The sequence below is a fragment of the Streptomyces sp. AHU1 genome (assembly GCF_045343905.1).
Lineage (GTDB): Bacteria > Actinomycetota > Actinomycetes > Streptomycetales > Streptomycetaceae > Streptomyces > Streptomyces triticiradicis.
Map to the genome: position 1 here is coordinate 4,137,753 of NZ_CP174283.1, position 17,303 is coordinate 4,155,055.

The 17,303-nt window shown below is 71.4% G+C and carries 15 protein-coding genes and 1 pseudogene; 9 read left to right on the forward strand and 7 right to left on the reverse strand.

Translation table 11 applies throughout. The annotated features are described in order from the left end of the window. Positions 1–107 precede the first annotated feature (107 nt). The 4 genes from ACICHK_RS18430 (at position 108) to ACICHK_RS18445 (ending at position 3,686) form a co-directional block, all read left to right on the forward strand. A complete protein-coding gene (locus ACICHK_RS18430; RefSeq protein WP_406837787.1) occupies positions 108–1,532 on the forward strand; it encodes an MFS transporter in 1,425 nt (474 codons plus the stop codon). A gap of 75 nt (positions 1,533–1,607) precedes the next feature. Beyond that, positions 1,608–2,114: a DUF2771 domain-containing protein gene (locus tag ACICHK_RS18435; RefSeq protein WP_406837788.1), complete on the forward strand. Its 507-nt coding sequence runs from the start codon at positions 1,608–1,610 to the stop codon at positions 2,112–2,114. 26 nt (positions 2,115–2,140) lie between these two features. Continuing rightward, positions 2,141–2,839: a futalosine hydrolase gene (locus tag ACICHK_RS18440; protein ID WP_406837789.1), complete on the forward strand. Its 699-nt coding sequence runs from the start codon at positions 2,141–2,143 to the stop codon at positions 2,837–2,839. Further along, complete coding sequence (locus ACICHK_RS18445; protein WP_151469408.1) at positions 2,823–3,686, forward strand: 1,4-dihydroxy-6-naphthoate synthase; 864 nt, start codon at positions 2,823–2,825, stop codon at positions 3,684–3,686. Before ACICHK_RS18440 ends, ACICHK_RS18445 begins: the two co-directional genes overlap by 17 nt. Before the next feature lie 7 nt (positions 3,687–3,693). Here the strand turns inward: ACICHK_RS18445 and ACICHK_RS18450 are convergent, their stop codons facing one another. Further along, positions 3,694–4,077 carry a cold-shock protein gene (locus ACICHK_RS18450; protein WP_406837790.1) on the reverse strand — a complete coding sequence of 128 codons (384 nt, stop codon included), beginning with the start codon at positions 4,075–4,077 and terminating at the stop codon, positions 3,694–3,696. A 398-nt stretch (positions 4,078–4,475) separates the two neighbouring features. Here ACICHK_RS18450 and ACICHK_RS18455 point away from each other — a divergent pair, with 398 nt between their 5' ends. Then, positions 4,476–4,703, forward strand: a complete 228-nt coding sequence (locus tag ACICHK_RS18455; RefSeq protein WP_406841257.1) for a contact-dependent growth inhibition system immunity protein — start codon at positions 4,476–4,478, stop codon at positions 4,701–4,703. Here ACICHK_RS18455 and ACICHK_RS18460 read toward each other — a convergent pair. From ACICHK_RS18460 to ACICHK_RS18470, 3 genes and pseudogenes are all read right to left on the reverse strand, one after another. Beyond that, on the reverse strand, positions 4,697–5,068 hold the full coding sequence (locus tag ACICHK_RS18460; RefSeq protein ID WP_406837791.1) for a transposase: 372 nt from the start codon (positions 5,066–5,068) through the stop codon (positions 4,697–4,699). The genes ACICHK_RS18455 and ACICHK_RS18460 overlap by 7 nt on opposite strands. A gap of 38 nt (positions 5,069–5,106) precedes the next feature. Beyond that, a pseudogene (locus ACICHK_RS18465) lies at positions 5,107–5,604 on the reverse strand (transposase); the annotation flags it as partial. 426 nt (positions 5,605–6,030) lie between these two features. Continuing rightward, positions 6,031–7,647, reverse strand: coding sequence for a recombinase family protein (locus tag ACICHK_RS18470; RefSeq protein ID WP_406837792.1), 1,617 nt, complete (start codon positions 7,645–7,647; stop codon positions 6,031–6,033). 258 nt (positions 7,648–7,905) lie between these two features. Between ACICHK_RS18470 and ACICHK_RS18475 the strand changes: the two genes are divergently transcribed. Continuing rightward, the gene (locus tag ACICHK_RS18475; RefSeq protein WP_406837793.1) at positions 7,906–8,157 is read left to right on the forward strand and encodes a hypothetical protein; all 252 of its coding nucleotides are present in this window, start codon (positions 7,906–7,908) and stop codon (positions 8,155–8,157) included. A gap of 87 nt (positions 8,158–8,244) precedes the next feature. Here the strand turns inward: ACICHK_RS18475 and ACICHK_RS18480 are convergent, their stop codons facing one another. Together ACICHK_RS18480 and ACICHK_RS18485 are read right to left on the reverse strand one after the other, a co-directional pair. Beyond that, positions 8,245–8,865, reverse strand: a complete 621-nt coding sequence (locus ACICHK_RS18480; protein WP_406837794.1) for an HAD family hydrolase — start codon at positions 8,863–8,865, stop codon at positions 8,245–8,247. Between the two features lie 100 nt (positions 8,866–8,965). Beyond that, positions 8,966–9,976, reverse strand: a complete 1,011-nt coding sequence (locus ACICHK_RS18485; protein ID WP_406837795.1) for a hypothetical protein — start codon at positions 9,974–9,976, stop codon at positions 8,966–8,968. A gap of 197 nt (positions 9,977–10,173) precedes the next feature. Here ACICHK_RS18485 and ACICHK_RS18490 point away from each other — a divergent pair, with 197 nt between their 5' ends. Next, a complete protein-coding gene (locus ACICHK_RS18490; RefSeq protein ID WP_406837796.1) occupies positions 10,174–12,726 on the forward strand; it encodes a helicase-associated domain-containing protein in 2,553 nt (850 codons plus the stop codon). A gap of 75 nt (positions 12,727–12,801) precedes the next feature. Continuing rightward, positions 12,802–14,448, forward strand: a complete 1,647-nt coding sequence (locus tag ACICHK_RS18495) for a DNA repair helicase XPB (protein ID WP_406837797.1) — start codon at positions 12,802–12,804, stop codon at positions 14,446–14,448. 141 nt (positions 14,449–14,589) lie between these two features. Here ACICHK_RS18495 and ACICHK_RS18500 read toward each other — a convergent pair whose 3' ends face one another. Continuing rightward, positions 14,590–14,784, reverse strand: coding sequence for a hypothetical protein (locus ACICHK_RS18500; protein ID WP_151469418.1), 195 nt, complete (start codon positions 14,782–14,784; stop codon positions 14,590–14,592). Positions 14,785–15,300: 516 nt separating this feature from the next. Between ACICHK_RS18500 and ACICHK_RS18505 the strand changes: the two genes are divergently transcribed. Then, positions 15,301–17,265 carry a HelD family protein gene (locus tag ACICHK_RS18505; protein WP_406841258.1) on the forward strand — a complete coding sequence of 655 codons (1,965 nt, stop codon included), beginning with the start codon at positions 15,301–15,303 and terminating at the stop codon, positions 17,263–17,265. Positions 17,266–17,303 lie beyond the last annotated feature (38 nt).

Sequence of the window (17,303 nt, forward strand, 5' to 3'; positions counted from 1 at the left end):
CCGAAAGTTTCCCCTCCGCCCGGTCCGATGGTCCCGACATGACCCCACTCGGCCCCGTACGCACGGTAACCGCACTACGCACCCCGAACTCGGGGCACTATGACGGAGTGACATCCGCGAGGTCGCCCCAGGGAGCAACCGGTGTCGGTGGCGCCAAGGGGAGCAACCGCAGTGGCGGATCGGGCCGGCTGACCGGATCCGTCCGCGCGGTGGGGCGCGCCCTGCACTTCCCGGTGCGCAAGACCGCGCACGGCATCCGCAAGGCGACGCACGCGCACGGCGCGGGTGAGTCGGGCCTCGGGAAACTGATCGAACTGCACGCGGTGAACGGCGCGGGCGACGTCATGATCACGGTGGCCCTGGCGTCCACCGTGTTCTTCTCCGTGCCGACCGACGAGGCCCGCGGCCGGGTCGCCCTCTACCTGGGCATCACCATGGCGCCCTTCGCCGTCCTCGCCCCCGTGATCGGCCCCCTGCTCGACCGTCTGCCGCACGGCCGGCGGGCCGCGATGGCGGGCTCGATGCTCGCGCGGGCGATGCTGGCGCTGATGCTGGCGAGCGCGGTCGTCACCGGCACCTTCGAGCTGTACCCCGCGGCGCTCGGCGTGCTCGTCGCCTCCAAGGCGTACGGCGTGGTGCGCAGCGCCGTCGTACCGCGGCTGCTGCCACCCACGTTCTCCCTGGTCAAGGCCAATTCCCGGGTCACTCTGGGCGGGCTCCTCGCCACCGGTGTGGCCGGACCCGTCGCCGCCCTGCTCCAGACGCTGGGGGCGCGTTATCCGCTCTACGGCGCCTTCACGATCTTCATCGCTGGCACGTTCCTGTCGTTCTCGCTGCCGCCCAAGGTCGACTCCGCCAAGGGCGAGGACACGGCGCTGCTCGCCGCCGACGCGGACCATCTGCACGGCCCGCACCTGAAGAAACCCCCGCGCCCCAATCTGCGGACCGTGGGCACGGCCGTCACCCACGCCCTCGGCGCCAACGCCTCGCTGCGCTGTCTGTCCGGCTTCCTGATCTTCTTCCTCGCCTTCCTGCTGCGCGAGCACCCGCTCACCGGCAAGAGCGCGGCGGTCTCGCTCGGCCTGGTGGTCGTCTCGGCGGGCGTGGGCAACGCGCTCGGCACGGCCGTCGGCGCCTGGCTGAAGCAGCGCGCCCCGGAGATCATCATCGTGACGGTGGTGGCGGTCGTGGTGGCCGCCGCGATCACGGCGGCGCTCTTCTTCGGCACCCTGATGGTGGCGTGCCTCGCGGCGATCGCCGGCTTCGCGCAGGCCCTCGCCAAGCTGTCCCTGGACGCCCTGATCCAGCGCGACGTCCCCGAACTTGTCCGGAACTCGGCGTTCGCCCGCTCCGAGACACTGCTCCAGATGTCCTGGGTCCTCGGCGGGGCCATCGGCATCGCGATGCCGCTCAACGGCCCGCTCGGCCTCTCCGTGGCCGCCGGGATCGTCGCCGTCGGGTGGCTGACGACCGTACGGGGACTGCTCCAGGTGGCGCGGCGCGGCGGTTCGTCGCGCCCCCGCGTCTCCTGAGCCGCGCGGGGGCCGCGCACGGCACGCCGCACCCCACGTGGGGGCACCGGTGGACGTGCCCGATAACCTTCGGTCATGACCTCCCTGCCCCGCGGCAGAGCCGCTAATGGACACCGCGCTGCGCGCCGTCGCCGCGCCGTCGCCACGGTCGGCGCCGTTTCCGCCGGACTCCTCGCCCTGTCCGCCTGTGACAAGCCGACCCCGATGGCCACCGTCACGGTCGGCACCAAGTCGGTGAGCTCCGAGGCCGACTGCTACAACGACGGCGACGCCCTGAAGACCGCGGACCTGACGAGCTGCCTGCGGTCGAAGGACATCAAGTCCATCACCGTCGACCCCGACGCGACCGTACGGTTCGGCGTGGACCCGAAGATCGCGGACAAAGGCTGGACGATCCTGATGAACGGGCAGCAGCTGCTGCCCGAGACCACCAACAAGACGTACCTGACGATTCCGGGCAGCGTCTTCTTCAACCAGCAGTACGGCGCCAGCGGCAGCTCGACCCTCGTCTCCATCAAGGAGGGCAAGACGACGGCCACCGGTCTGTGGTCCTTCAAGTTCAAGAAGGACACGGACAACTGACCGCCGCCGCCGGGCCGAGGGTGCTCGTGGCCACCGCCGTCTCCGCGGAGAGGGAAGCGGTGGCCGCGGCGTCGTCCGGCACGGCGCACGAGATACGGCTCCCCGGGGCGACGCTCCACCGGGCCGGCGGGCACGATCTGCTCGCCGCCGGTGTCGGCCCCGCCCTCGCCGCCGCCTCCGTCTCCGCCGCGCTGACCGCCGCCGCCCTCGGCGGCGCTCCGTACCGCCTCGTCGTCTGCGCGGGCATCGCCGGCGGATTCCAGCCCGGAGCTCCCGTGGGCTCGCTCGTGGTCGCCGACGACATCGTCGCGGCGGACCTGGGCGCCGAGGCGCCGGAAGGGTTCCTGCCGGTCACCGAACTGGGCTTCGGGACCGTCAGCCACCGGCCTCCGAAATCACTCGTACGAGAAGTCGCCGCCGCCACCGGCGGCCGTGTCGGAACGGTCCTGACGGTGTCGACCGTGACCGGCAGCGCCGGGCGCGCCGCCGAACTGCGCGCCCGGCACCCGGGCGCCCTCGCCGAGGCGATGGAGGGGTTCGGGGTCGCCGAGGCGGCCGGCGCGCACGGCGTGCCGGTGCTGGAGATCCGCGCGGTGTCCAATCCCGTCGGCCCGCGGGACCGCGCCGCGTGGCGCATCGGTGACGCCCTCGCGGCCCTCACCGGGGCGTTCGGGAAGCTGGGACCCCTGTTGGAGAGTTGGAACCCCCATGAGCTCACTGACTGAATCCGCCGAAGCCCTGCGGATCGCCTACTCGCCCTGCCCCAACGACACCTTCGTCTTCGACGCCTGGGCGCACGGCCGCGTCCCGGGCGCGCCCGCCCTGGACGTGACCTTCGCGGACATCGACATCACCAACGGCATGGCCGAGCGCGGCGAGTTCGACGTGCTGAAGGTGTCGTACGCCGTGCTGCCGTACGTCCTCGACGACTACGCGCTGCTGCCGTGCGGCGGGGCGCTGGGGCGCGGCTGCGGCCCCCTGGTGCTGACCAAGGAGGCCGGTACCGACCTTACGGGGCGTACCGTCGCCGTGCCGAGCGAGCGGTCGACGGCTTACCTGCTGTTCCGGCTGTGGGCGGCGGACACGGTTCCCGGCGGGGTCGGCGAGATCGTGGTCATGCCGTTCCACGAGATCATGCCGGCCGTACGGGACGGGAAGGTCGACGCGGGGCTCGTCATCCACGAGGCGCGTTTCACGTACCAGAACTACGGGCTGCACAAGCTCGCCGACATGGGCGAGCACTGGGAGCGCACCACCGGGCTGCCGATCCCGCTGGGCGCGATCATCGCCAGGCGGTCGCTGGGGGCGGAGCGGCTCCAGGAGCTCGCCGAGGCCGCCCGCGCCTCGGTCCGCGCCGCCTGGGACGACCCCGAGGCCTCCCGCGCCTACGTCCTGGAACACGCCCAGGAGATGGACCCGGGCGTCGCGGACCAGCACATCGGCCTGTACGTCAACGAGTTCACGGCCGACCTGGGCGAGTCCGGTTACGCGGCGGTCCGCGGGCTGCTCACGCGTGCGGCGGCCGAGGGGCTGGTGCCGCCCCTCGGACCGGACGCGCTGGCGTTCCCCTGACTACCGCTCACACGTCGAGCTGGTCGGCGACCGCGCGCAGCAGACCCGCGATCTTCTTGCCGGAAGCCTTCTCGGGGTAGCGGCCGTTCTCCAGGGTGGGCGTGATGTTCTCGAGGAGGGTCGTCAGGTCCTGGACGATGGACGCCAGTTCGTCCGGTTTGCGGCGCTGGGCGGCCGCGACCGAGGGGGTCGGCTCCAGCAGGGTCACCGAGAGGGCCTGATCGCCGCGCTGACCGGCGACGACACCGAACTCGACACGCTGGCCGGGCTTGAGTGCCTCTACTCCGGCGGGCAGGACCGAGGAATGGACGAAGACGTCGCCGCCGTCGTCGCGGGAGAGAAAGCCGAAGCCCTTCTCAGTGTTGAACCATTTGACCTTGCCAGTCGGCAAAGCACACGCTCCCTCTGTCTGCCCCGGACTGGCCGGACGCCTTTGAACTGCCGTCATGACAGCCTACCGGGGGTCTCTCCAGCCGAACACGCCTTAAAACGGGAGTGAGCTCTTACCGGGTAGGCAAGGGCTCAAAGTGGTTGCAGAGGTTTACCGAGGGGCGTTCAGCACCCCTTGGCTTTCCCCGTGGCGCGTAAGGCTGCTGCCCGGCCAAACCCGTGCCGGTACCGGATTGCGCGGAGCCGGCAGAAGCAGAAGACCCCCACCGATTGGCATGGGTCCGATAGAGCTGCAAGAGGAGTTCTGCCCTGGTTCCCGTCATGGGCCCGGAGAGTCTGAGACCACGTTTGAGATCTGGTCGTAGGACAATCGATCGGTGACGCCCTCCTTCCTACCTCCTGCCACTGGCGCTGGAGGTGCTGCGGGACAACCCGATGGCAGAGGGGCACATGGACGAAGGCGATCTGCTGTCCGCGGTCCTCACCAGGAAACCAGCAGTCCGGACCGAGTTTCCCGAACTCGGCCGAGAGCTTCGCGCGATCGTTTCGAAGTTGACCGGCGTCTCGACGTCGACCAGCCTGCCCCCTGACGCGCAACAGGGGGCTGAGCGCCTTCTGGCTCAATAGCGCACCGACGCAGCACGCTCCCGTGGAAGAGAAGGCCGACGTATCCACGGAACATCTCGCAGGAGCAAGCGCCGGCCCGGACGCGTCGCTGGTCGGCCACGGGCGAGTCGGCGGACCATGATGCCGATCATTGCCCAGCGGATCATGGTCTCTGAGCGGGCCGGACCGGTCTCGTAGTCACGCGCGAGGCGGCGATGGTCGGTGAGCCACGAGAAGGTGCGCTCGATCGCCCATCTCTTGGGCTGGACCTGGAATCCGCGCGGGTCCGGGGCCTTGCGCACGATCTCAAGTTCGCGGCCGAGGATCGTGCGTGACCACTCCACGAGGCGGCCGCCGAAGCTCTGGTCCGCCCAGATCTTCTGCACGCCCGGATGGTCCAGGGGGACCACAGCAACGAACGCTTCGCGCCGTCGCGATCCTGGATGTTCGCCGCGACCACGTGAACCACCAGCAGCAGGTCCAGGGTGTCCGTGACGATGAACCGCTTGCGGCCCTTCACCTTCTTGCCTGCGGCGAAGCTCCGGGGGCCGACCGGGACCGTATCGGCCGTACGCACGGACCGCGAATCGATCAGCCCGGCGGTCGGCTCCGCGGTACGGCCGTCAGTCTCACGGACCCGGCCACGCAACGTGTCGTGGACCTGCTCGACGGTCCCGTCGTCGTGCCACCAGGTGAAGTACCAGTACACAGTGGGCCAGGGCGGGAAGTCCTTCGGCAGTCGGTGCCAGGCGCACCTGATCCTTGCCCCTTGAGCAGATCGCCTGCACAAGTCCATGAGGTGGCGGGCACGACGCCGACGAGGTCCCTCGTGCACAGGCTGAGCGGCCTGTGCACGTCGCTTACTTGGCCTGGTCCGGGCCTGTACGACCGCGGACCGGACTTGCATTAATGTGCGAGCCATGACAGCTGATGAACGTGAAAAACCTGTCACGGAGCACGAGTTAGCGGCATCTCCCTGGAGCTGGGGAGGCCTGGGCCCGATCGGCGGCTTCCTCTTGACGCTCTCTGGACTCGGTCTGCTCCTGTGGGCGTTCCTGGGCCGGGCGAGTTCCAGCCCTTCACTGATCTACCAGGCTGCGAAGGCCGTGGCGATCGGCCTGGTGGTCACCGGTACCACTCTGGTGGCGCGCCGACGCGACTCGTCACGACGCTCCGACGTAGAGACAGAGCCTTCTCCACGATCGTGAGAAGTTGTTGTCTTTTCCGATCCTGGGCGTCGCGGGGGGGAGAGGAGACGAGTGGCTTCGTCAGCGTCTCCGACGGCACCTCCCGGGCCCGGAGACCAGCGACCCCGTTGCGGGACCGCGGAAAACACAACGGGGCTCCGTCAGGGCTTCGTGAGAGCGTCAACAATCTTATGACGCTGCTCTTTGGTCGCGTTGCGAGTGAAGACTCTTTCAACCTTATTTTTCCCGATTCGGTCAGGGAAGAGTTCTTCGACCATGGTGCGGATGTCTCCAAGATCCATCACCAAACCCTTGTCGCTCTCGTCGGCCCCCTGGTTCCACCCGTAGACCTTGATCTGATAGCCCCTCAGGAACTCTCGGCGGTCTTCCTGGTCTTTGGCTCCCCAGACCTCTCCGTACTTCCGGCCGGTCGCCTTGAGGGTCGGGTGAGCCCTCTCCGCCTCCTGCTTCACCAGGAGAGCCACCTTTGCCGAGAGACCCTTGTGCATACGCCGGTAGGACTCTTCCTGTCCCTCTCCGTCGTACTCGCCTGCCATGTAGTCGGCTTCGAGCTTGTCCAGCCGCGCCTTTGCCGACTGAAGTTCCCTTGCCTGGCTCGGTCCCGTTCCGGCGCGCTCGTACATGGCCCACTGGCCCACGCTCCCCTGGATCTGCTCGTCAACCCATGCATCAAGGACGTCGGAGCGGACGGAAAAGCCCTCCGTGCACGTGCCTCCCTTGAACTTGTCGGAACAGCGGTAATACCTGCGCCCCGGAACCCTGGTGCCGTCTTTCTTGACGTGCCCCGAGTTCAGGAGAGAGGTGACGGCCGCTCCGCAGGCTCCGCATCGTGCGATGCCGGCCAGAAGGCTCCTGGTACTGACCCGGCTCTCCGCTCCCTCACCCTTGGACGCAGGCTTGATCCGGTCCACCAGGTCTGTCCACTCGTCCATCGTGGCCAGAGGCTTCTCAGGAAGGATCACCGGCTCTCCCTGATCGCCCAGGACAGCCTCGCCCTTGTACGTGTAGAGCCCTGGGACCCATGAGGAGCGAATGAACTTGTTGATGATCGTGGCTTGCCACTGAGTCCCCTTGGGCTTCTCCCCCCTCAGCTCCCTCAGACGGTCTCCCCATGTGGGTACGCCTCTGGCATTGAAGTCCCGCGCGATCCGGTGCGTGGACTGTCCCTCACGAATGCGCCGGAAGATCTCTTCCACGTAGGGGTAGAAGCCCTGGTCGATCTCCAGAACCTTCCGCTTCCCGCCCTCGATCGCCTTGATGGCGTAGCCGGTCGGCGCAGCCCCCACCAGCCAGGAGCGGTTCTCCAGACGACTCTGTACGCCATTGAGGATGCGGGCCTGGATCGTGTCCCACTCGGCCTCGGCGAACACGGCCGTCATGCGAGCCATCATCTTGCCCTGAGGGGTGGAGAGGTCGAACCCTTCCTCTACGCACACGATGTACTTCCCGTGCTCCCGCGCCCACTCCAACAGTTCGTTGAAATGCATCGAGCGACGGGTGAGCCTGTCCATCTTGGCTGCGATGATCACGTCAAAGTCGTCGACTCGGGACGTAAGCCACTTGCCCAGCTTGGGCCGCTTGAACGGGGAGATGGAACCGGACACGTCTGCGTCCTCCGCTTCGCCCACCATGACGCCGGACAGGTGGGGCGCGGCAACGTGGTGTCGGATCACACCTCTCTGCCACTCGATGGATGTGGAACTGTCCGAGTCGGCAGAGAGACGGAGACATGCGAGGTAGCGCAGACCGGGTGTCATGGAAGCGAGGCTATCGGTCCCTGTGTGTCTACATGACCTACTTCATTTTGCCGGTGGGCACGTCTTCCTGCGTCCTCGTACTCCTCGGGAACTTCTTCGGGAACGGCTCGGGTGGTTGCAGGGGCAACTGCCCGGGAAACGCCTCTGGATAGCACTACAGCGGGTCAGCCGACCCGCCGGTACCAAGGCCAATGGTCCGTCGGCTCGTGACAAGACGTCGCTGGATTGTTCCTTCGCGCAGGGAACTACCCTGGTCCGGTGCGTGACAAAACCCAAGCGAATTCCCCCGAAGCCGGTGACGGGCTGATCCGTGCCGGTGCCATCGTGTTCTTCGTCGGAGCGCTCGCCACACTGGTCACCGTGGCACCGCTGTTGCTGGGAACGAAACCTTTTCCGTTCTACATGTTCGGCTTGAGCATGCTGATGGGAGTCGGATTCGTGCTGGCCGCGGCGGGCGTACTCCGGTCGGCCGCCGATGGCCGCCGCCGGGCCCGCGCCGCCCGTTCCTGACGCCCCCGTTCCCGAGGCACCCGGTCCCGACGCCGTCCGTCCCCGCGGACCGGCTCCGGGTCCGCCGGTGCCGGATCCGGCGTGCCCTCAGCGGTGGCCCTCCAGCCACGCCGGGAACTCCGTGAGGTCCCCGAGGACGACGTCCGCGCCCGCCGCGCGCAGTTCCTCCGCGTCGCACGGCCCGGTCGCCACCGCCACGCTGTACGCCCGGGCGGTGCGCGCGCCGCGCACGTCACCGGTGTGGTCGCCGACGTACACGCTCGCTCCGTGCTCGCGCAGCGCCACCGCCTTCTGCTCGGCCCACAGGCCGCCGACGACGTCGTTGGCGTCGATGCCCAGGTGGTCCAGGTGCAGCCTGGCGTTGGGCTCCCACTTCGCGGTCACGACGACCGCGCGGCCGCCCGCCGCCCGCACCGCCGTGACGGCCTCGCGCGCGCCGGGCATCGCGAGCGAGCCGGTGATCGCGTGCTCCGGGTACATCTCGCGGTAGAGGCCGGCCATCTCCTCTATCCACTCGGCCGGGAACCAGTGGGCGAGCTCCTGCTCCAGCGGCGGCCCGAGCCGGGTGACCACGAGATCGGCGTCGATGTGCGTCCCGGTCCGTGCCGACAGCGCCTCGAAGCAGGCGCGGATCCCGGGGCGGGAGTCGATCAGGGTCATGTCGAGGTCGAAGCCGACGGTCAGCGCAGGTGAGGTCATATGGGCCATTGTGCCCAGGCCGCCGGGCACCGGGTCCAGGCCTTTTCCCCGGACCGCACGCCGAGCCCTTCCCGGAGGGCCGGGGGTCCCTCGTGCCGGGGGTCCGGTGTCAGCGGCCGCGCTGGGAGCGCCAGACCAGGTACAGGGCCGAGGCGACCGCCGCGCCGCGGACGACGAAGGGCCAGGTCTGGGCCATGGCCTCGTTCATGTGGCCCTCGGCGACGGGAGCGCCCCAGCGGCCGTTCGCGCGGCCCCAGAGCCAGACGACACCGGCCGTGGCGGACAGCCCCGGCAGGACGAGGACGGCCCACTTCGACTCCGCCTGGGTCAGCCGGCGCGAGCCGTAGGCGATCAGCCAGCCGAGTCCGAGCGCGAACCAGTTGCCGAGGACGGCGCCGGCGACGAGGAGGGCGGCGGCGAACAGGAGCAGCGGGTTGGTGTAGCGGCCGGAGCGCGGGAGGAGGAAGCGGCGCGCGACGCCGGCCCCGGCGGGCGGTTCGTCCTCGGGGCCCGGTGCGGCGGCCGTCTCCTTCGCCGGGTCCGCCCCTTTTCCGGGTCCGCCGTCCTCGTCCCCCTTCCCCGGCGGCGGCTTGAGCAGCTCGGGGATCTCCACACCGCCGACGAACCCCGGCACGTCGTCGCCGAGTCCGAAGGGGCTGTCGGTGGTGCGCCACCAGTCGGGCCGGGTCGCGCTGTCGCCCAGTTCGGCCGCGCTCGCCAGATGGGGCGGGGACGGCGTTCCGGCCCCGGCGCCGTCGGCGGGCCGCTCCGGGGCCGGGCGGGGGCGGGGGACGACGCGGCGCGGTTTCCTCGTGCGCTCCTCCGGTTCGGCGGCGGCGCGCTGGGACGGCACGGCGGCCCTGGTCCGGCCGTCGGTCCCGGTACCGCCAGTGTCCCGTCCGGCCGCCGTGACGACCTCGTCGGGGGTGCCGAGGCGGTCGAGGATGCGGCGTACGGCGGCGGGGCTGTCGCCGCCGGTTCCGGCCCGGCGGCGGCCGATCTCCTCGCGCAGTTCCGTGACCAGGCGCATGCGGGTCGCCGACGGCAACTGCCGCTGCTGGGCCAGGTCACCGACCCGGCTCAGATAGTCGAAGACCAGCTGGTCGCTCTCGATCCCCACGAAGTCCCCTCCGGGGCGCGTGCGTTGAATACCCCCGTGCGGGACGAAGGTACCGGTTCTCCCGTGCGCGGGAGCGCCCGGTCCGGGCCTCGGGCAGCCGTACGACGTCCACCCGCCCCCGGGATCGCGCGGCCTGCGGACGGTCCACCGGCCGGGGACCGGGCCCGGGGGGCGTGCCACCCGCTACCGTTGACGGGATGAGCCCCGAGACGACCGCCCCGCGGTCCCTGGCGGAAGCCCTCCGCGCGCGGGACGACGCCTCGCTGTCCGCCCTCCTGCGGTCCCGGCCGGACCTGATCACCCCCGTCCCCACGGACCTCACCCAGCTGGCCACGCGGGCGGGCACCCGGGCGTCGGTCGTACGCGCCCTGGAGCGTCTGGACCGTTTCACGCTGCAGACGGCGGAGGCGCTGGCCGTGGCGCGGGAGCCGGCGACGTACGAGGAGCTGCTCGGGCTGCTGGCGGGCGACGACGGCGACCCGGCGGCCTCGGCGGCCTTCCCGCACGCGCTCGCCACACTGCGCGAACAGGCGCTCCTGTGGGGGTCAGACGACCGTCTCCGGCTCGTGCGCACGGCACGTGAGCTGCTCGCGCCGTCCCCGCAGCACCCGTCCCCGACGGGGCTCGGGCCGACGGTCGGCGAGGCCACCGCGGGCATGTCGCCGGGGCGCATCCAGGAGATCGTGGCCGAGGCGGGGCTGGCCACCACCCATGACTCGGTGTCGGCGGTCGCCTCGCTCAGTGCCCTGTTCTCCGACCGGAGCCGGATGTCGGCGCTGCTCGACGAGGCGCCCGCCGAGGCGGTGGACGTGCTGTCCCGGCTGGTGTGGGGGCCGCCGTACGGGCAGGTGACGGCCGAACCCGCGCCCCATCTGCGCTGGCTGATCGCGCGGGGCCTGCTGCTGCCGACGGCGCCCGGCACGGTCGTCCTGCCCCGGGAGGTCGCCCTGCACCTGCGGGCGGGCCGCGCGCACCGGGTGACGCAGCCGGTGGCCCCCGCGGTCGAGGCCGCGGCGGTCCACGGCCCGGGGGCCGTGGACACCGCCGCGGCCGGTCAGGCGTACACGACGCTGGCGACCGTCGAGGAGCTGCTGAAGGACTGGCACGAGGGCGGCCCGCCCGTGCTGCGCGCGGGCGGGCTGAGCGTGCGGGACCTGAAGCGGACGGCGGTGGCGCTCGACGTCCCCGAACCGGTCGCCGCCTTCTGGGTCGAACTCGCCTACGCGGCGGGCCTGGTGGCGTCGGACGGCGAGGCGGACGAACGGTACGCGGCGACACCGGCCTACGACACGTGGCTGGAGCTGCCCGCCGCGGAGCGCTGGGCACGGCTCGCCTCGGCGTGGCTCGCGGCGACCCGCACGGCCGGTCTCGTCGGCGGACGGGACGCGAAGGACCGTACGCTCTCGGCGCTCGGCCCCGGCCTGGACCGTTCCGCGGCGCCCGAGGTCCGCCACCGCGTCCTGGTCCTGCTCGCCGAGCTCCCCGAGGGCGCCTCCCCCGACCCGGACTCGCTCCTCGCCCGGCTGCACTGGGAACGGCCCTCGCGCGGTGTGCGGACCGCGCCGGACGGCCTGCGGGCCCGGCTGGCCCGCTGGACGCTGTCCGAGGCGGAACTGCTCGGGGTGACCGGCCGGGGCGCGCTGTCCGCGCAGGGGCGGGCACTCCTCGGCCTGCCCGCACCGGCGGGCGCGCGGGCGGCGGAGCCGTCCGGCCCGGGCGACAAGCTTCCCGCCCACCACAAGCGGCGCGGCGCCCCTCCCGTGGCCGTCCCGACGCCGCACTCCCCCGCCGAGCGGGCCGCGGCGGCGGCCCGGGCCGCCGGACTCCTCGCGCCGCTGCTGCCCAAGCCGCTCGACCACGTCCTGCTCCAGGCGGACCTGACGGCGGTGGCGCCCGGCCCGCTGGAGCGTCCGCTGGCCGACACGCTCGGGGTGCTCGCGGACGTCGAGTCCAAGGGCGGCGCGACGGTCTACCGCTTCACCCCGGCCTCGGTGCGCCGGGCGCTCGACGCGGGCCGCTCCGCGTCCGACCTGCACGCCTTCCTCGCGGCCCACTCCCGTACGCCGGTCCCGCAGCCGCTGGCCTATCTGATCGACGACATGGCACGCCGGCACGGCCATCTGCGGATCGGGGCGGCGTCGGCGTACGTGCGCTGCGACGACGAGGCGGTGCTCAACGAGATCCTCGCCGACAAGCGGTCGGGGGAGTTCGGGGTGCGGCGGATCGCGCCGACGGTGCTGGTCGCGCAGGCCGACCCCACGACCCTCCTCGCCGGTCTGCGGACGATGGGCTTCGCCCCGGCCGCCGAGTCGGCGGAGGGCGACGTGCTGATCAGCCGGGCGCACGCCCACCGCACTCCGCCGCGCCAGGCTCCCGAGCCCGTCCCGGACGGCCCGCCGGTGCCCGACGCCACGCTCCTCGGTGCCGCGATCCGCGCGATCCGGGCCGGGGACCTCGCCTCCACGGCCCCGCGCAAGGACGATCCGGCCCCCGGCCGTCCCGGTGACGGCGCCCTGCCCCGCACCAGCTCCGCCGAGACCCTGGCGACCATGCAGGCCGCCGTGATGACGGGCGAGGCGGTGTGGATCGGCTACGTCAACGCCGAGGGCGCGGCCAGCCAGCGCGTCATCGCCCCCATCCGGGTCGAGGGCGGCTTCGTGACGGCGTACGACCACACGGCGGACGAGGTCCGGACCTATCCGCTGCACCGGATCACGGGAGTCGCGGAGCTCGCCGACGACCAGCTGTGACCACCCGCCGGTGGGGCACACTGGACGTTTGGCCGAGCATCCGCGCCGGGTGCCGCCACGCAGAAAGGGACAGGTGTGAACGGACCTCTCATCGTCCAGTCCGACAAAACGCTTCTGCTGGAAGTCGATCACGATCTGGCCGACGCCTGCCGTCGGGCCATCGCCCCCTTCGCCGAGCTGGAGCGGGCTCCCGAGCACATCCACACCTACCGGGTGACGCCGCTCGGCCTGTGGAACGCGCGGGCCGCCGGGCACGACGCCGAGCAGGTCGTGGACGCGCTGGTGGAGTTCAGCCGCTATCCGGTCCCGCACGCGCTGCTCGTGGACATCGCCGAGACGATGGACCGCTACGGACGCCTCACGCTGAGCAAGCACCCCGCCCACGGGCTCGTCCTGACCACCACCGACCGGCCCGTCCTCGAGGAGGTGCTGCGCTCCAAGCGGATCACCCCGCTCGTCGGCGCCCGGATCGACCCGGACACCGTGGTCGTGCACCCCTCCGAGCGCGGTCAGATCAAGCAGACCCTGCTGAAGCTGGGCTGGCCGGCCGAGGACCTCGCCGGGTACGTCGACGGAGAGGCGCACTCCATCGACCTCGACGAGACCGGCTGGGCGCTGCGGCCCTACCAGCGCCAGGCCGTGGAGAACTTCTGGCACGGCGGCTCCGGCGTGGTCGTGCTGCCCTGCGGCGCGGGCAAGACGCTCGTCGGGGCCGGTGCCATGGCCGAGGCCAAGGCGACCACGCTCATCCTCGTCACCAACACCGTCTCCGCCCGGCAGTGGAAGCACGAGCTGGTGAAGCGGACCTCGCTGACCGAGGACGAGATCGGCGAGTACAGCGGCACCCGCAAGGAGATCCGTCCGGTCACCATCGCCACCTACCAGGTGCTGACGACCCGGCGGAAGGGCGTCTACCCGCACCTGGAGCTCTTCGACTCCCGCGACTGGGGCCTGATCCTCTACGACGAGGTCCACCTGCTGCCCGCCCCGGTCTTCAAGTTCACCGCCGACCTCCAGGCCCGGCGCCGGCTGGGGCTGACCGCCACGCTGGTGCGGGAGGACGGGCGCGAGTCGGACGTCTTCTCGCTCATCGGGCCCAAGCGGTTCGACGCGCCCTGGAAGGAGATCGAGGCACAGGGCTACATCGCGCCCGCGGACTGTGTCGAGGTGCGGGTGAACCTCACCGACTCCGAGCGGCTCGCGTACGCCACCGCCGAGAACGAGGAGAAGTACCGCTTCTGCGCCACCACCGCGACCAAGCGGAAGGTGACCGAGGCGCTGGTCCGCAGGTTCGCCGGGCAGCAGATCCTCGTGATCGGCCAGTACATCGACCAGCTCGACGAGCTGGGCGAGCACCTGAACGCGCCCGTGATCAAGGGTGAGACCAGCAACGCCCAGCGGGAGAAGCTGTTCGACGCCTTCCGGGAGGGCGAGATCAGCGTGCTCGTCGTGTCCAAGGTCGCCAACTTCTCCATCGACCTGCCGGAGGCCACGGTGGCCATCCAGGTCTCGGGTACCTTCGGCTCCCGTCAGGAGGAGGCCCAGCGCCTGGGCCGCGTCCTGCGCCCGAAGGCCGACGGCCACCAGGCCCACTTCTACTCCGTGGTCGCCCGCGACACGATCGACCAGGACTTCGCCGCCCACCGCCAGCGCTTCCTGGCGGAACAGGGCTACGCCTACCGGATCATGGACGCGGACGAGGTGCTGGCGGACACCGAGTAGCAGAATTCCAGCCCCTCCGGCGTTCGAGGAGCGGGGTCCGGGGCGGAGCCCCGGGGGGTGAGTCAGGCGGGCCCGAGCCGTCCACCGACGGGCCCGGACCGGAGCTCTGGTGGGCCCGGGGCAGAGAAGCGGGCGTACGCGTCAGCGGCGCCGGACGCCCGCCTCCTCGCCGTACTCGCCGAGCAGGACGACCCCGATGGCCGCGCGCCCGAACACCTTGACGGCCTTCAGGGCGTCGCCGAGACGGTGACGGTGGTCGACGGAAGTGACGGCCGTCGCGCCGTGCGCGACGGACCCGGAATGGGCAGGACCTGGGGTGAAAGTGACTGCGCTCATATCTCCATGGTGCGGGCACCCCGACCCGAACGGCGTCGGTCCCAGGACCGAACCTCGCCACTCCTCAGGTACGGCTCCGGCCCGTCCGCCGTCCGCCTCACGACGGACCCCGCCCCCTAGGGACCCCGGGGCCCGACCCCGAAACGGCGCTCGGGCCCCGGGAAAACCATTGGCCCCGGCAACCGGCCGTCACCTACAATCTCCGGTCTTGCCCGCCTCCCTTCACGGAGTGCCGCCGTCCGGACGGAAACCGGACGGCACCTGGAATCACACCGGATTCCGAAGGAATTCCTGACGGATTCCCGACGGAATCCGAAGCGATTCACGAACTGCACCACTCGCGCAGCACCGCCCGAGCACCGCGGCACTCCCGCAGTACCCCCACCGCAGGTTTCCCGGAGGCAATTCCCCGTGTCCACCCTGTCCGACAGTCCGTCCGGCGCCCCGTCCCCGTCCGACGGCCCCCTGGCCCGCGAGCGCTCCCACCTCGCCGAATCCCGTTCGGCGCTCCGCGCGATGCGCGAGGACGCGGAGAACCTCGACATCCGCGACGTCACCGCGAACTGGGTGAACGCCGAGGTGCTGCACCGGCAGATCGCCGAGCGCATCAAGGCCCTCGCCGACCTCAGCCACACCCCGCTGTTCTTCGGCCGGCTCGACTACCTGCACGCCCCGGGCTCCGACCTGGCCGAGGGCGCGGAGGGCGAGCGGTTCTACATCGGGCGACGGCACGTCCACGACGCCGACGGCGACCCCATGGTCATCGACTGGCGCGCCCCGGTGTCCCAGCCGTTCTACCGGGCCTCGAAGAAGGATCCGATGGACATCGGGCTGCGCCGCCGCTTCGGCTACACCGGCGGCGACCTCACGGCCTACGAGGACGAGCACCTCTCCGACCCGGCCGAGGCGGCGGCCACCAGCAAGCTGCTCCAGCAGGAGATCGAGCGCCCGCGCGTCGGTCCGATGCGCGACATCGTGGCGACGATCCAGCCGGAGCAGGACGAGATCGTACGGTCCGGGCTGTCCGGCTCGGTCTGCGTGCAGGGAGGCCCCGGCACCGGGAAGACCGCCGTGGGCCTGCACCGGGTCGCGTACCTGCTGTACGCGCACCGGGAACGGCTCGCCCGCACCGGCACCCTGGTGATCGGGCCGAACAAGTCCTTCCTGCACTACATCGAGCAGGTCCTGCCCGCGCTCGGCGAGCTGGAGGTCAAGCAGGCGACCGTCGACGACCTCGTCGCCCATGTCGAGGTGCGCGGAAGCGACGACGCGGCGGCGGCCGTGATCAAGGGCGACGCCCGGATGGCCGAGGTGCTGCGCCGGGCCGTGCGCTCGCACGTGACGATCCCGGCCGAGCCGGTGGTGGTGGTCAGGGGCTCGCGGCGCTGGCGCGTCCCGGCGTACGAGCTGGAGGAGATCGTCCGCGAGCTGCTCGACCGGGACATCCGCTACGGCGCGGCCCACCAGGCCCTCCCGCAGCGGATCGCGCACGCCGTGCTGGTCCAGATGGAGCGCTCCGGGGAGGCCCCGGACGACCGGGTGCAGGACGCCGTCGCCCGCAACGCCGCCGTGAAGGCCGCGGTGAAGGCGATCTGGCCGCAGGTCGACCCCGCCAAGCTCGTGCTCCGGCTGCTCACCGACGCCGACTTCCTCGCCGCGCACGCGGAGGGGCTGCTGGACGGGGCCGAGCAGAAGGAGATCCTCTGGGCGAAGCCCGTGCGCAGCGTGAAGAGCGCGAAGTGGTCGGCCGCCGACGCGGTGCTGATCGACGAGGCGACGGACCTGGTCCAGCGCACGCACTCCCTCGGGCACGTGGTGCTCGACGAGGCGCAGGACCTCTCCCCGATGCAGTACCGCGCCGTGGGCCGGCGCTGCACGACGGGGTCGGCGACCGTGCTCGGCGACCTGGCGCAGGGGACCACCCCGTGGGCGACCCGCAGCTGGGAGGAGGCCCTCGACCACCTGGGCAAGGGCGACGCGGTCGTCGAGGAGCTGACCGCGGGTTTCCGTGTCCCCACGGACGTCATCACCTACGCGTCCCGGCTGCTGCCGCACATCGCGCCCGGTCTCGCGCCGGTCGCCTCGGTGCGGGAGAACCCCGGCTTCTTCGAGGTGCGCGCGAGCACGGAGGACGCCGAAGTCCTGGGCGCGGTGGAGGAGTTGCTGGAACAGGAGGGGTCGGTCGGGCTGATCGCGGCCGATGCCCGGATCCCCGCGCTGGCCGAGGCGCTGACGGCGGCCGGGCGGACGTATCTCGGTCCGGGCGAGGAGACGACGGCCGAGACCCGGCTGACCCTGGTGCCGGCCTCGCTGGCCAAGGGCCTGGAGTACGACTACGTGGTCCTGGACGAGCCGCGGGCGGTCGTCGACGGCGAGCCGGACGAGCGCACCGGGCTGCGGCGCCTGTACGTGGCCCTCACCCGTGCGGTCTCGGGGCTGATCGTGACGCACGCGGCACCGCTCCCGGCCGAACTGGCCTGACGCCGGCCCGACGGGGCCCGGGCACGGACGCCGACGGC

Bases quoted from the DNA above. Each gene is read 5' to 3' on its own strand.
- ACICHK_RS18435 (WP_406837788.1), top strand. From the start codon at position 1,608: ATGACCTCCCTGCCCCGCGGCAGAGCCGCTAATGGACACCGCGCTGCG.
- ACICHK_RS18445 (WP_151469408.1), top strand. From the start codon at position 2,823: ATGAGCTCACTGACTGAATCCGCCGAAGCCCTGCGGATCGCCTACTCG.
- ACICHK_RS18470 (WP_406837792.1), bottom strand. From the start codon at position 7,647: ATGACACCCGGTCTGCGCTACCTCGCATGTCTCCGTCTCTCTGCCGAC.
- ACICHK_RS18480 (WP_406837794.1), bottom strand. From the start codon at position 8,865: ATGGCCCATATGACCTCACCTGCGCTGACCGTCGGCTTCGACCTCGAC.
- ACICHK_RS18490 (WP_406837796.1), top strand. From the start codon at position 10,174: ATGAGCCCCGAGACGACCGCCCCGCGGTCCCTGGCGGAAGCCCTCCGC.
- ACICHK_RS18500 (WP_151469418.1), bottom strand. From the start codon at position 14,784: ATGAGCGCAGTCACTTTCACCCCAGGTCCTGCCCATTCCGGGTCCGTC.
- ACICHK_RS18505 (WP_406841258.1), top strand. From the start codon at position 15,301: ATGCGCGAGGACGCGGAGAACCTCGACATCCGCGACGTCACCGCGAAC.